13 protein-coding genes are annotated in these 13,514 nt (G+C 50.4%); 9 read left to right on the top strand and 4 right to left on the bottom strand.

All coding sequences use genetic code 11. The annotated features are described in order from the left end of the window. The first annotated feature begins 53 nt into the window (after positions 1–53). Together rlmI and hspQ are read left to right on the top strand one after the other, a co-directional pair. On the top strand, positions 54–1,244 hold the full coding sequence (gene rlmI, locus ATB02_RS02085) for a 23S rRNA (cytosine(1962)-C(5))-methyltransferase RlmI (RefSeq protein WP_105271013.1): 1,191 nt from the start codon (positions 54–56) through the stop codon (positions 1,242–1,244). A 57-nt stretch (positions 1,245–1,301) separates the two neighbouring features. Further along, positions 1,302–1,619, top strand: a complete 318-nt coding sequence (gene hspQ / locus ATB02_RS02080; protein ID WP_001295356.1) for a heat shock protein HspQ — start codon at positions 1,302–1,304, stop codon at positions 1,617–1,619. Positions 1,620–1,663: 44 nt separating this feature from the next. Here hspQ and ATB02_RS02075 read toward each other — a convergent pair whose 3' ends face one another. Then, complete coding sequence (locus ATB02_RS02075) at positions 1,664–2,077, bottom strand: CoA-binding protein (protein ID WP_000665218.1); 414 nt, start codon at positions 2,075–2,077, stop codon at positions 1,664–1,666. A gap of 172 nt (positions 2,078–2,249) precedes the next feature. Here ATB02_RS02075 and ATB02_RS02070 point away from each other — a divergent pair, with 172 nt between their 5' ends. Together ATB02_RS02070 and mgsA are read left to right on the top strand one after the other, a co-directional pair. Then, positions 2,250–2,912 (top strand): DUF2057 family protein, encoded by a 663-nt coding sequence (locus tag ATB02_RS02070; RefSeq protein ID WP_000847791.1) that lies wholly within the window; start codon positions 2,250–2,252, stop codon positions 2,910–2,912. A 95-nt stretch (positions 2,913–3,007) separates the two neighbouring features. Then, positions 3,008–3,466: a methylglyoxal synthase gene (gene mgsA, locus ATB02_RS02065; RefSeq protein WP_000424181.1), complete on the top strand. Its 459-nt coding sequence runs from the start codon at positions 3,008–3,010 to the stop codon at positions 3,464–3,466. A 31-nt stretch (positions 3,467–3,497) separates the two neighbouring features. Here mgsA and helD read toward each other — a convergent pair whose 3' ends face one another. Next, the gene (helD, locus tag ATB02_RS02060) at positions 3,498–5,552 is read right to left on the bottom strand and encodes a DNA helicase IV (RefSeq protein WP_105271012.1); all 2,055 of its coding nucleotides are present in this window, start codon (positions 5,550–5,552) and stop codon (positions 3,498–3,500) included. A 122-nt stretch (positions 5,553–5,674) separates the two neighbouring features. Between helD and ATB02_RS02055 the strand changes: the two genes are divergently transcribed. After that, on the top strand, positions 5,675–6,121 hold the full coding sequence (locus ATB02_RS02055) for a YccF domain-containing protein (protein WP_001261235.1): 447 nt from the start codon (positions 5,675–5,677) through the stop codon (positions 6,119–6,121). Between the two features lie 9 nt (positions 6,122–6,130). Then, complete coding sequence (yccS, locus tag ATB02_RS02050; RefSeq protein ID WP_000875038.1) at positions 6,131–8,293, top strand: YccS family putative transporter; 2,163 nt, start codon at positions 6,131–6,133, stop codon at positions 8,291–8,293. Here the strand turns inward: yccS and sxy are convergent. After that, the gene (gene sxy / locus ATB02_RS02045) at positions 8,256–8,885 is read right to left on the bottom strand and encodes a CRP-S regulon transcriptional coactivator Sxy (RefSeq protein ID WP_000839153.1); all 630 of its coding nucleotides are present in this window, start codon (positions 8,883–8,885) and stop codon (positions 8,256–8,258) included. The genes yccS and sxy overlap by 38 nt on opposite strands. 218 nt (positions 8,886–9,103) lie before the next feature. On the opposite strand from sxy, the gene sulA reads away from it, so the two are divergent. Together sulA and ompA are read left to right on the top strand one after the other, a co-directional pair. Continuing rightward, positions 9,104–9,613, top strand: a complete 510-nt coding sequence (gene sulA / locus ATB02_RS02040) for an SOS-induced cell division inhibitor SulA (protein ID WP_000288710.1) — start codon at positions 9,104–9,106, stop codon at positions 9,611–9,613. A gap of 356 nt (positions 9,614–9,969) precedes the next feature. Continuing rightward, positions 9,970–11,010: a porin OmpA gene (gene ompA, locus ATB02_RS02030; RefSeq protein ID WP_001314606.1), complete on the top strand. Its 1,041-nt coding sequence runs from the start codon at positions 9,970–9,972 to the stop codon at positions 11,008–11,010. 75 nt (positions 11,011–11,085) lie between these two features. Here the strand turns inward: ompA and matP are convergent, their stop codons facing one another. Beyond that, a complete protein-coding gene (matP, locus tag ATB02_RS02025) occupies positions 11,086–11,538 on the bottom strand; it encodes a macrodomain Ter protein MatP (RefSeq protein WP_000877161.1) in 453 nt (150 codons plus the stop codon). A 185-nt stretch (positions 11,539–11,723) separates the two neighbouring features. Between matP and ATB02_RS02020 the strand changes: the two genes are divergently transcribed. Then, positions 11,724–13,484: an AAA family ATPase gene (locus ATB02_RS02020; RefSeq protein WP_105271011.1), complete on the top strand. Its 1,761-nt coding sequence runs from the start codon at positions 11,724–11,726 to the stop codon at positions 13,482–13,484. Positions 13,485–13,514: the final 30 nt, after the last annotated feature.

Raw genomic sequence — 13,514 nt, 5'->3', positions numbered from 1 at the left:
GGAAAACTCCGGACAATGACGCCCATTTCTTTGCATCGACAGAAAAGTAAATTATGAGTGTACGTTTAGTGTTAGCCAAAGGGCGCGAAAAATCATTACTTCGTCGCCATCCGTGGGTCTTTTCCGGGGCCGTTGCCCGCATGGAAGGTAAAGCCAACCTCGGTGAAACCATCGATATTGTTGATCATCAGGGAAAATGGTTAGCACGCGGCGCTTATTCGCCAGCTTCGCAAATCCGGGCGCGCGTCTGGACGTTTGACCCGAATGAATCTATCGACATTGCTTTTTTTACCCGCCGTTTGCAACAAGCGCAAAAATGGCGTGACTGGCTGGCGCAAAAAGATGGCCTCGACAGCTATCGTTTAATCGCCGGAGAATCTGATGGCCTGCCGGGTATTACTATCGATCGTTTCGGTAATTTTCTGGTACTGCAACTGCTAAGCGCAGGCGCGGAATACCAGCGTGCGGCATTAATTAGCGCCCTACAAACACTGTACCCGGAATGTGCAATTTACGATCGCAGCGACGTTGCGGTACGTAAAAAAGAAGGGATGGAACTGACCCAGGGCCCCGTTACCGGAGAGCTACCGCCTGCCCTGCTGCCGATTGAAGAACACGGCATGAAGCTGCTGGTGGACATTCAGCACGGGCACAAAACGGGTTACTACCTGGACCAGCGTGATAGCCGCCTGGCTACCCGCCGCTACGTTGAAAATAAACGCGTACTGAACTGTTTTTCCTATACCGGTGGTTTCGCCGTATCGGCATTGATGGGCGGTTGCAGCCAGGTTGTCAGCGTTGATACCTCCCAGGAAGCGCTGGATATTGCACGGCAGAATGTTGAGCTGAACAAACTGGATCTGAGCAAGGCTGAGTTTGTCCGTGATGATGTCTTTAAATTGCTGCGTACTTATCGCGATCGCGGTGAAAAATTTGACGTTATCGTGATGGACCCGCCGAAGTTTGTTGAGAATAAAAGCCAGTTGATGGGCGCGTGTCGTGGCTATAAAGACATCAACATGCTGGCGATTCAGTTGCTGAATGAAGGCGGAGTTCTCCTGACTTTCTCCTGTTCCGGTCTGATGACCAGCGATTTATTTCAGAAAATCATCGCGGATGCCGCAATTGATGCCGGTCGTGATGTACAATTTATAGAGCAGTTCCGTCAGGCAGCCGATCATCCGGTGATCGCTACCTACCCGGAAGGGCTATATCTGAAAGGGTTTGCCTGTCGCGTCATGTAACTTGAAATGTGGAATTTTACCCTTATATCAAAGGTAAAGATTTCCCGGGAGGTGACTATGATTGCCAGCAAATTCGGTATCGGCCAGCAGGTCCGCCATTCCCTGTTAGGTTATCTCGGAGTGGTCGTGGATATCGACCCGGTTTATTCGCTCTCTGAACCGTCGCCTGATGAGCTGGCGGTGAATGACGAGCTTCGCGCCGCTCCGTGGTATCACGTGGTGATGGAGGACGATAACGGCCTACCGGTTCATACCTACCTGGCTGAAGCCCAGCTAAGTAGCGAATTGCAGGATGAACATCCTGAACAGCCATCCATGGATGAGCTGGCGCAGACCATCCGCAAACAACTTCAGGCCCCGCGTCTGCGTAACTAATCCCTGAACAAATCCCCGGAAGGTTTTGGCCTTCCGGGGATTTTTTATTTGGCCAGGCCCAGGCGAGGGATCTCAATAGCCGGGCAGCGATCCATCACCACATTTAACCCGGCATCCCGTGCCAGTACTGCCGCTTGCTCATTAATCACCCCCAGTTGCATCCAGAGGGTTTTCGCGCCAATGGCGATCGCTTCCTGCGCCACGCCCCACGCCGCTTCTGAATTACGGAAAACATCGACCATATCGACTTTTTCCGGAACTTCTGCCAGCGTGCCATACCCCTGCTGGCCCAGCAGCGTTTTGCCGGCAACTTTTGGTGAAACCGGAATGACGTGATACCCCTGGTCGAGTAGATATTTCATCACGCGATAGCTGGGACGATCGGGTTTGTCGCTTGCCCCCACCAGCGCAATGGTATGAGTGGACGTTAAAATGCCTGCAATATCGGTTTCTTTCATTATTTCCTCCAGACTGTTTAACAAAGTGTACGACAAAGCCGACATGCCAACCATGCAGCTAATACGAATGAATGAGAGCAAAAGCGGGAATTATGTCTATATGTTAGTAAGTATGATTAAAGAAAAATTTTGACACATTATTATTCGGGCGGTCTTTTGACAGGAGCTACCTATGAAAACCGGCATCGTGACCACCTTGATTGCATTATGTTTGCCGGTATCCGTTTTTGCCACCACGCTGCGGCTTTCAACCGATGTCGATCTTCTGGTACTCGACGGCAAGAAGGTTTCCAGCTCTCTGCTGCGCGGTGCGGACAGCATTGAACTGGATAATGGACCACATCAGTTAGTGTTTCGCGTTGAGAAGACGATTCATCTTTCCAATAGTGAAGAACGGCTGTATATCTCCCCACCACTAGTGGTCAGTTTTAATACCCAGCTCATCAACCAGGTCAATTTTCGCCTGCCTCGCCTGGAGAATGAGCGGGAAGCTAACCATTTTGATGCCGCGCCGCGCCTTGAATTGTTGGATGGCGATGCGACGCCGATTCCGGTAAAGCTGGATATTCTCGCCATTACCTCAACGGCAAAAACGATTGATTATGAGGTCGAGGTTGAACGCTATAACAAATCCGCGAAACGCGCTTCACTACCGCAATTTGCCACGATGATGGCAGATGACAGTACGCTGCTTTCGGGTGTTTCCGAGCTGGATGCTATTCCACCGCAATCTCAGGTGCTCACAGAACAACGGCTGAAGTATTGGTTTAAACTGGCTGACCCACAAACGCGAAATACTTTTCTGCAATGGGCGGAAAAACAACCATCTTCCTGAGATTTTTGTGCCTGTGCGCAGGCTTTTTCGGTCTTTCTCTTGCAGCGATAAGTGCTTACAGTAATCTGTAGGAAAGTTAACTACGGATGTACATTATGGAACTGACGACACGTACTTTACCTGCGCGGAAACATATTGCGCTGGTGGCACACGATCACTGCAAACAAATGCTGATGAGCTGGGTGGAACGGCATCAACCGTTACTGGAACAACACGTACTGTATGCAACAGGCACTACCGGTAACTTGATTTCCCGTGCAACCGGCATGAACGTCAACGCGATGTTGAGTGGCCCAATGGGGGGTGACCAGCAGGTTGGCGCATTGATCTCAGAAGGGAAAATTGATGTATTGATTTTCTTCTGGGACCCACTAAATGCCGTTCCGCACGATCCTGACGTGAAAGCCTTGCTGCGTCTGGCGACGGTATGGAACATTCCGGTTGCCACCAACGTGGCAACGGCAGACTTCATTATCCAGTCACCGCATTTCAACGACGCGGTCGATATTCTGATCCCCGATTATCAGCGTTATCTCGCGGACCGTCTGAAGTAATATTACACAGGTGGCAAACGCCACCTGTTTCCTACGGTTTTCTCGCCACCGGCACATCCAGATTTTTCAGTATTTCGACAAAGGGAGAGGGATTCTCTTTGTTAAACAATGCCCATACCCGATGGCGTGCCCGGGTCAGCGCCACGTACATTAACCGCCGTTCTTCAGCGTCCGGAAAATCCTCAACCGGGGGTAGTAGCGCCTCTTCCATAATCGACTCCCGCGCCGCAGCCGGAAAACCATCACTCCCCTCCTGCAAGCCAACGATGATGACGTAATCCGCCTGTTGCCCTTTGCTGGCATGAATGGTCATAAAGTCGATTTGCAACTTCGGCCAGCGTGTTGCCGCTTTTTCCAGGCTGGCAGGCCTCATGTGATGGTAACGCGCCAGGATCAGAATGCGCTCTTCCGGTTTGGCATAACCAGAGAGCTTATCCAGCAAAGCATCAAGTTGACTCTCATCCAATAACGTGACGGCTTTTTTGTCTCCATTGGTTAAGCTGTTTAGCGGCTTTTTCAGCTGGCCAGGGTTCTGCTGAATAAAACGGTTTGCCACCTCACCGATACGACTGTTAAAACGGTAAGTCGTGTCTAAATCACAGCGATCGCCTTCACCAAAGTTTTCATGGAAAGCGGTGGTGAGCGACATTTGCGCACCGCTGAAACGGTAAATCGCCTGCCAGTCATCACCAACAGCGAACAACGTCGTTTGACTGTTTTGCTTGCGCAATGCCGCTAACAACGCTGCACGCTGCGGCGAGATATCCTGAAATTCATCAACCAGAATATGCTTCCACGGGCTGATAAAGCGACCTTTCTCCAGAATCACAATCGCCTGGTGAATAAGGCCGGAAAAATCGACAGCGTTTTCTGCCTTCAGCGCACCTTTCCAGGCTTTTAATAACGGGGCCATCAACTTGATACGTTTACTGAACAAGTCGCGAATCTCTTCAGGTGCATTGGCAATCATTTCTGCCTGTGCACCGCCGTGCATTCGCATCAGACTTACCCAGCGATCGAGGCGAGAAGCAAGACGATGCTGTAATTTCTCATCATCCCAGAAGTTACCTTCTGGCACTGACCACTGCATTTCTTCCGTCAGCCATTGCCGCCAGCCCTTCGCCTGCGCTTTCTTTTCGCTGCATTGCTTACGCCACTCAGCAATAAAGAGTTCATGACGGGCAGCGGTATCATTTTCTAGTTTGCTGACTGTCGGCACTTTTTTGCTGCCCTGCTGAATAATATGCAGCGCCAGCGCATGAAATGTGCGTGCGGTAATGTCTTCGGTATGTAGTCGTTCTCGGATACGCTCGTCCATCTCTTCAGCTGCTTTGCGACCAAACGCCAGCAATAAAATTTGCTCAGGGGACGCTTCACCACGCGCCAGCAACCAGCCTGCACGGGCCACCAGCACCGACGTTTTTCCGCTTCCTGCACCAGCCAGCACTAACAGAGAATGCTCGCCGTTAACGACTGCCCGGGCCTGCGCCGGATTCAGCGGTGAAGACTCAACCTGACGGAAAAAATCCGCATACTCGGTAAGCATAGCTTCGGTATACGCCTGATTATGCTGCAACCGAGCGCCTTCAATATCTTTTAACCAGGCCTGACATTTACGCCACGCCTCACGGCAGTTATCGAATTCTTCCAGTCGGTTAACCGGCAACGGCAACGCCGACAAAGCCAGGCGGATTTGTTGCTGCACGCCAGAGGTTTGCTCACGCGTCAGCCATTTATTTTCTCCGGTGCGCGTGGCAATCAAATCCAGTTGCTGGCGTAAAACACCAGCCGCAATTTCGCTCATCTCCCCACTCCACCGCCGCCAGTGAGCATCAAGATGATGGTAAAAACGCTGCGTCTCGCCCCATTCGGTGCCGTGCAGACGCACCACTTTTTCGTCCGGCAGTACAAATTCCAGCTCGCCCCATACCAGACCGCGCTTACAGTGAATTGCCAGTAATTGATTGAAAGGAATAAGGTATTCGTGGCGATCGCCGGAGACTTTAATCCCGGCATTGAGGATCATCGCCCGATCGTAAGGGTGCTGTGCCAGACGTTTTCCAAGCGTTGTCGCTTTCAGTTCCATGACTCTGTAGATCCACACGAAATGATTTCTTATCAGTGTAACCGTCAGAGAAAACGTGCTCCAGCCCAAAAAAACGTTACAATTGCCGCCCATTACTGAAAACCACAGTAAAGCGAGGTTTTATGCGTACCGTTTTGAACATTCTGAACTTTGTGCTTGGCGGATTTGCCACCACTCTAGGCTGGCTGTTGGCGACTTTGGTCAGTATTGTGCTGATTTTTACCTTACCGCTGACACGATCCTGCTGGGAGATCACTAAACTTTCTCTGGTGCCTTATGGCAATGAAGCTATTCATGTCGATGAACTGAACCCGGCTGGCAAAAATGTGCTGCTGAATACTGGCGGTACGGTATTGAATATTTTCTGGCTGATTTTCTTTGGCTGGTGGTTATGCCTGATGCACATTGCAACGGGCATCGCACAATGTATTTCCATCATTGGCATTCCTGTCGGCATTGCGAACTTTAAAATTGCCGCTATTGCACTATGGCCGGTCGGTCGTCGCGTGGTATCGGTAGAAACAGCGCAAGCTGCGCGTGAAGCCAATGCACGTCGTCGTTTTGAATAATCCACTAATATGGCCTTTATGCTAAGTCCTTTGCTCAAACGCTATACCTGGAACAGCGCCTGGCTGTATTACGCGCGTATTTTTATTGCGCTTTGTGGAACCACAGCGTTTCCGTGGTGGCTGGGTGATGTAAAACTGACGATTCCGCTGACGCTGGGGATGGTGGCAGCGGCGCTGACCGATCTCGATGACCGGCTGGCGGGACGTTTGCGTAACCTCATCATTACGCTGTTCTGCTTTTTTATCGCCTCGGCCTCAGTAGAATTGCTGTTTCCCTGGCCCTGGCTATTTGCAATTGGTTTAACGCTCTCTACCAGCGGCTTCATTTTGCTCGGCGGTCTGGGTCAACGCTATGCAACAATTGCCTTCGGTGCGTTACTGATCGCCATTTACACTATGTTGGGGACGTCACTGTATGAGCACTGGTATCAGCAGCCGATGTATCTGCTGGCCGGTGCCGTCTGGTACAACGTCCTGACACTTATTGGTCATCTACTGTTCCCGGTCCGCCCGCTGCAGGACAACCTGGCGCGTTGCTATGAACAACTGGCGCGTTACCTTGAGCTCAAGTCACGCATGTTTGATCCTGATATTGAAGATGAAAGCCAGGCACCGCTGTACGATTTGGCTCTCGCCAACGGACAGCTGATGGCGACATTGAATCAGACGAAACTCTCGCTGCTGACCCGCTTACGTGGCGATCGTGGTCAACGGGGAACGCGTCGCACGCTGCATTATTACTTTGTCGCGCAGGATATTCACGAGCGTGCCAGCTCTTCTCATATTCAGTATCAAACATTGCGTGAACATTTTCGCCACAGCGACGTGCTGTTCCGTTTTCAGCGACTGATGTCGATGCAGGGCCAGGCGTGCCAGCAACTGTCACGCTGTATTTTGCTGCGTCAGCCTTATCAACATGATCCGCATTTTGAGCGCGCTTTTACGCATATTGATGCTGCGCTGGAGCGGATGCGCGATAACGGCGCGCCTGCCGATTTACTCAAAACACTGGGATTTTTGCTGAACAATTTACGCGCTATTGATGCCCAACTGGCAACAATTGAATCAGAACAGGCCCAGGCACTGCCCCATAATAATGACGAAAATGAGCTCGCTGATGACAGCCCGCACGGATTGAGTGATATCTGGCTGCGTCTTAGCCGTCACTTCACACCGGAATCCGCCCTCTTCCGTCATGCGGTAAGAATGTCGCTGGTGTTGTGCTTCGGCTACGCCATCATTCAGATAACCGGAATGCATCACGGGTATTGGATCTTGCTGACAAGTTTGTTTGTCTGCCAGCCAAACTATAACGCCACGCGCCACCGCCTGAAGTTAAGGATTATTGGTACGCTGGTAGGTATCGCCATTGGCATTCCTGTACTGTGGTTTGTGCCGTCACTGGAAGGGCAGCTGGTGCTGCTGGTTATTACCGGCGTGCTCTTTTTTGCCTTCCGTAACGTGCAATATGCCCATGCAACGATGTTCATCACACTTTTGGTGCTACTTTGTTTTAACTTGCTGGGTGAAGGTTTTGAAGTGGCGTTACCTCGCGTAATCGATACGCTGATTGGTTGTGCCATTGCGTGGGCGGCGGTGAGCTACATCTGGCCTGACTGGAAGTTTCGCAATCTGCCGCGCATGCTCGAACGTGCCACCGAGGCCAACTGTCGCTATCTCGATGCCATACTGGAGCAATACCATCAGGGGCGTGATAACCGTCTGGCGTATCGTATTGCCCGCCGCGATGCACACAACCGTGATGCTGAACTGGCGTCGGTGGTATCAAATATGTCCAGCGAGCCGAACGTTACCCCGCAAATTCGCGAGGCCGCGTTTCGGTTGCTGTGCCTTAACCATACGTTTACCAGCTATATCTCAGCCCTCGGTGCTCACCGGGAGCAGTTAACTAATCCTGAAATTCTGGCGTTTCTTGATGACGCAGTTTGCTATGTTGATGACGCGCTACATCATCAACCTGCTGATGAAGAACGCGTCAATCAGGCATTAGCTGATCTGAAACAGCGGATGCAGCAACTTGAACCACGGGCAGACAGCAAAGAACCTCTGGTCGTACAACAAGTCGGGTTATTGATTGCATTACTGCCAGAGATTGGTCGTCTGCAACGCCAGATTACTCAAGTTCCGCAGGAAACTCCTGTTTCGGCGTAAGAGAGTCAGCCCATTCTGCAAGCTCCTGGCGGCGTGCCACCGGGAGCGCAGCTTCATGAATGCCGATAATGGCCCCTTCAAGCATAAACAGAATCTTTTCTGTCACCAGACTGTTTTGCTGCCGCAGTCGCAACCAACACATTTTTGCCCCAAGTATACGTAACGCCCGTACATCCTTAATCCCCACCTCCCCGAGTATCGCTTCCAGATGAAAAGACATATTGGGCAAATCTTTCAGTCTTTCCCGGGTATTGCGCGTGCTTTTCTCTTTCAGCGCTGCATCGAGAGAATATTTCGACAGACGCACCAGCTTCAGTTGATTTCGCCATAGACTTTCATCAACCCGATAGTAATTGAGGGTAACGGATCGGCCACACTTTTTATATGTCAGCCAGACAGGCGGATGTTTTACACAGTACTGTGCACTTTGCTCACAAGCCCGAAGATACAACTCACCATCAGAAACCATCGCAAACACCGTGTCGTCAACGGTCAGGCTGTAACTACCAAACAATGATCGGTATTCAATTGTGCCCAACGTTGCCAGGTATTCTTGTGATTTATAGATCCGCTTATAGGAGAGGCTTTTCATAAAATTCCTTTTAAAATCATAACATAAAAGAATGATTCACATTAACGGATCCGTTAACTACGAAAATAGGCAACTTATTCTTAAGGGGCAAGATTAATTTATGTTTTCCCGTCACTAACGACAAAATTTGCGAGGCTCTTTCCGAAAATAGGGTTGATCTTTGTCGTCACTGGATGTACTGTATATCCATACAGTAACTCACAGGGGCTGGATTGATTATGTACACTTCAGGCTATGCACATCGTTCTTCGTCGTTCTCATCCGCAGCAAGTAAAATTGCGCGTGTCTCTACGGAAAACACTACAGCCGGGCTTATCAGTGAAGTTGTCTATCGCGAAGATCAGCCCATGATGACGCAACTTCTACTGTTGCCATTGTTACAGCAACTCGGTCAGCAATCGCGCTGGCAACTCTGGTTAACACCGCAACAAAAACTGAGTCGGGAATGGGTTCAGGCATCTGGGCTACCCTTAACGAAAGTGATGCAGATTAGCCAGCTCTCCCCTTGCCACACTGTGGAGTCAATGGTTCGCGCTTTACGCACGGGCAATTACAGTGTGGTGATCGGTTGGTTGGCAGATGATTTGACTGAAGAAGAGCATGCTGAACTTGTTGATGCGGCAAATGAAGGTAACGCTATGGGGTTTATTATGCGTCCGGTAAGCGCATCCTCTCACGCAACGAGACAACTTTCCGGGCTAAAAATTCACTCTAATTTGTATCATTAAGTAAATTTAGGATTAATCCTGGAACTTTTTTTGTCGCCCAGCCAATGCTTTCAGTCGTGACTAATTTTCCTTGCAGAGGCTTGTCTGAAGCGGTTTCCGCGATTTTCTTCTGTAAATTGTCGCTGACAAAAAAGATTAAACGTACCTTATACAAGACTTTTTTTTCATATGCCTGACGGAGTTCACACTTGTAAGTTTTCAACTACGTTGTAGACTTTACATCGCCAGGGGTGCTCGGCATAAGCCGAAGATATCGGTAGAGTTAATATTGAGCAGATCCCCCGGTGAAGGATTTAACCGTGTTATCTCGTTGGAGATATTCATGGCGTATTTTGGATGATAACGAGGCGCAAAAAATGAAAAAGACAGCTATCGCGATTGCAGTGGCACTGGCTGGTTTCGCTACCGTAGCGCAGGCCGCTCCGAAAGATAACACCTGGTACACTGGTGCTAAACTGGGCTGGTCCCAGTACCATGACACTGGTTTCATCAACAACAATGGTCCGACCCACGAAAACCAACTGGGTGCAGGTGCTTTTGGTGGTTACCAGGTTAACCCGTATGTTGGCTTTGAAATGGGTTATGACTGGTTAGGTCGTATGCCATACAAAGGCAGCGTTGAAAACGGTGCATATAAAGCTCAGGGCGTTCAGCTGACCGCTAAACTGGGTTACCCAATCACTGACGATCTGGACGTATACACTCGTCTGGGTGGTATGGTATGGCGTGCAGACACTAAATCCAACTTTGATGGTAAAAACCACGACACCGGCGTTTCTCCGGTCTTCGCTGGCGGTGTTGAGTATGCGATCACTCCTGAAATCGCTACCCGTCTGGAATACCAGTGGACCAACAACATCGGTGACGCACACACCATCGGTACTCGTCCGGACAACGGCATGCTGAGCCTGGGTGTTTCCTACCGTTTCGGTCAGGGCGAAGCAGCTCCAGTAGTTGCTCCAGCTCCAGCTCCGGCACCGGAAGTACAGACCAAGCACTTCACTCTGAAGTCTGACGTTCTGTTCACTTTCAACAAAGCAACCCTGAAACCGGAAGGTCAGGCTGCTCTGGATCAGCTGTACAGCCAGCTGAGCAACCTGGATCCGAAAGACGGTTCCGTAGTTGTTCTGGGTTACACTGACCGCATCGGTTCTGACGCTTACAACCAGGGTCTGTCCGAGCGTCGTGCTCAGTCCGTTGTTGATTACCTGATCTCTAAAGGTATCCCGGCAGACAAAATCTCTGCACGTGGTATGGGTGAATCCAACCCGGTTACTGGCAACACCTGTGACAACGTGAAACAGCGTGCTGCGCTGATCGACTGCCTGGCTCCGGATCGTCGCGTAGAGATCGAAGTTAAAGGCATCAAAGACGTTGTAACTCAGCCGCAGGCTTAAGTTCTCGTCTGGTAGAAAAACCCCGCTGCTGCGGGGTTTTTTTCGCCTTGCGTAAATTGAACTGACTTTTGACAGTTATTCCTTACCCAGCAATGCCTGCAGATCCTGCTTCAAAGAAGACATTTTATTCGCGTATTTCTCTTTGTTTTCCGCATCTTCAATCAGCTGAACAATCGTTTCAGAAAGCGTTTTACCGCGACGCTGCGCAAGGCCAGCCAGACGTTGCCAGACGATAAATTCCAGATCGATCGATTTTTTGCGCGTATGCTGGTGTTCCGCATTAAAATGGCGCTTCCGTCTGGCCCGAATGGTCTGCTTCATGCGATTGACCAGTTCCGGATTCATATGCTTGTCAATCCAGCCATTTACCAGCACGGGTTCATTTTCCAGCGAGAGCAACACATCGACGGCTTCCTGGGCGGCACTGGCTTCTATGTAACGGGTGATTAACTCCCCTTCGCGGTGCTTCTTCACCAGATACTTCCATTTCCAACCGCTTTCAAGATTTTCAAGTTGTTGATATTTCATAGCGATCTCAATGTTACCGTGTAACTCTTTACAGAATATCAGCTTTTTAGGCCAGTGAAGAAAAGAATCTCCATCCTGTGAGCTTTAACGCCCATGCCAGGAGTATTGTCAGTGCTTTCTACGTGTGCTGCAGTGCCGGTTACGGTATAATCGCGGCTTTGACAACAGACTAAAAAACATCAACTTTGACCATTACGAAACTTGCATGGCGTGACCTGGTTCCTGATACCGATAGCTATCAGGAAATATTTGCTCAGCCACATTTGATTGACGAAAACGATCCTTTATTCAGTGATACTCAACCGCGACTGCAATTTGCGCTGGAGCAGTTGCTGCATACGCGAGCATCCTCCTCTTTTATGCTGGCGAAGGCCCCGGAAGAGTCTGAGTATCTGAATCTTATTGCCGATGCCGCGCATGCGCTACAAAGCGATGCAGGCCAACTGGTGGGCGGTCACTATGAGGTTTCCGGCCACACCATCCGCTTACGTAACGCAGTGAGTGCAGATGATAATTTTGCGACTTTAACGCAGGTTGTCGCTGCCGACTGGGTAGAAGCGGAACAACTCTTTGGCTGCCTGCGCCAGTTTAATGGTGACATTACCCTGCAGCCAGGTCTGGTGCATCAGGCAAATGGCGGTATTCTCATCATCTCTTTGCGTACACTGCTGGCGCAACCTCTGCTGTGGATGCGGCTGAAAAATATCGTTAACCGCGAGCGTTTTGACTGGGTTGCGTTTGATGAGTCCCGCCCTCTCCCCGTCTCTGTGCCTTCGATGCCATTGAAGCTGAAAGTCATTCTGGTAGGCGAACGCGAATCATTAGCTGATTTCCAGGAGATGGAGCCAGAGCTTGCTGAGCAGGCTATTTATAGCGAATTTGAAGATACTCTGCAGATTGTCGATGCGGAGTCAGTAAACCAGTGGTGTCGTTGGGTGACATTTACCGCCAGACATAACCACTTACCTGCACCGGGAGCGGATGCCTGGCCGGTACTTATTCGCGAAGCCGCACGCTACACCGGTGAACAAGAAACACTGCCGCTTAGCCCGCAGTGGATCCTCCGCCAGTGTAAAGAGGTCGCCTCACTGTGTGATGGCGACACCTTCTCCGGCGAGCAGCTAAACTTAATGTTACAGCAGCGTGAATGGCGCGAAGGTTTCCTCGCTGAACGCATGCAGGATGAGATCCTTCAGGAGCAAATCCTGATTGAAACCGAAGGCGAACGCATCGGGCAAATTAACGCCCTTTCGGTCATTGAATTTCCGGGTCATCCGCGCGCTTTTGGCGAACCTTCTCGCATTAGCTGCGTTGTACATATTGGCGATGGTGAATTCACTGACATCGAACGCAAAGCGGAGCTTGGCGGCAATATCCATGCGAAAGGGATGATGATCATGCAGGCGTTCCTGATGTCGGAACTTCAGCTTGAGCAACAGATCCCCTTCTCAGCATCGCTGACATTTGAGCAGTCATATAGCGAAGTGGATGGCGATAGTGCCTCAATGGCTGAACTCTGCGCCCTGATAAGCGCCCTCGCCGATGTGCCGGTGAATCAGAGTATTGCTATCACAGGTTCAGTCGATCAATTCGGTCGCGCCCAGCCAGTCGGTGGTTTAAATGAGAAAATCGAAGGCTTCTTTGCTATTTGCCAGCAACGTGAGTTAACGGAGAAACAAGGTGTCATTATCCCCACTGCTAACGTTCGCCATTTAAGTCTTCACAGTGAACTGGTGAAAGCAGTAGAGGAAGGCAAATTCACCATCTGGGCAGTAGACGATGTGACTGAAGCACTGCCGTTATTATTAAATCTGGTGTGGGATGGCGAAGGCCAAACGACGCTGATGCAAACCATCCAGGAACGTATCGCGCAAGCATCGCAACAGGAAGGACGTCACCGTTTTCCATGGCCATTACGTTGGCTGAACTGGTTTATTCCGAACTGATCGGACTTGTTCAGCGTACACGTGTTAGCT

The sequence above is a fragment of the Escherichia sp. MOD1-EC5189 genome, assembly GCF_002966045.1.
In the GTDB taxonomy this organism is placed as follows: domain Bacteria; phylum Pseudomonadota; class Gammaproteobacteria; order Enterobacterales; family Enterobacteriaceae; genus Escherichia; species Escherichia coli_F.
The sequence above is the reverse complement of the archived record's forward strand: the minus strand, read 5'-3'. Positions and strand labels throughout refer to the sequence as shown.

What these genes read in the sequence shown, in the direction of transcription:
- rlmI (WP_105271013.1), top strand. Translation starts at nt 54, where the DNA reads ATGAGTGTACGTTTAGTGTTAGCCAAAGGGCGCGAAAAATCATTACTT.
- hspQ (WP_001295356.1), top strand. Translation starts at nt 1,302, where the DNA reads ATGATTGCCAGCAAATTCGGTATCGGCCAGCAGGTCCGCCATTCCCTG.
- ATB02_RS02075 (WP_000665218.1), bottom strand. Translation starts at nt 2,077, where the DNA reads ATGAAAGAAACCGATATTGCAGGCATTTTAACGTCCACTCATACCATT.
- ATB02_RS02070 (WP_000847791.1), top strand. Translation starts at nt 2,250, where the DNA reads ATGAAAACCGGCATCGTGACCACCTTGATTGCATTATGTTTGCCGGTA.
- mgsA (WP_000424181.1), top strand. Translation starts at nt 3,008, where the DNA reads ATGGAACTGACGACACGTACTTTACCTGCGCGGAAACATATTGCGCTG.
- helD (WP_105271012.1), bottom strand. Translation starts at nt 5,552, where the DNA reads ATGGAACTGAAAGCGACAACGCTTGGAAAACGTCTGGCACAGCACCCT.
- ATB02_RS02055 (WP_001261235.1), top strand. Translation starts at nt 5,675, where the DNA reads ATGCGTACCGTTTTGAACATTCTGAACTTTGTGCTTGGCGGATTTGCC.
- yccS (WP_000875038.1), top strand. Translation starts at nt 6,131, where the DNA reads ATGGCCTTTATGCTAAGTCCTTTGCTCAAACGCTATACCTGGAACAGC.
- sxy (WP_000839153.1), bottom strand. Translation starts at nt 8,885, where the DNA reads ATGAAAAGCCTCTCCTATAAGCGGATCTATAAATCACAAGAATACCTG.
- sulA (WP_000288710.1), top strand. Translation starts at nt 9,104, where the DNA reads ATGTACACTTCAGGCTATGCACATCGTTCTTCGTCGTTCTCATCCGCA.
- ompA (WP_001314606.1), top strand. Translation starts at nt 9,970, where the DNA reads ATGAAAAAGACAGCTATCGCGATTGCAGTGGCACTGGCTGGTTTCGCT.
- matP (WP_000877161.1), bottom strand. Translation starts at nt 11,538, where the DNA reads ATGAAATATCAACAACTTGAAAATCTTGAAAGCGGTTGGAAATGGAAG.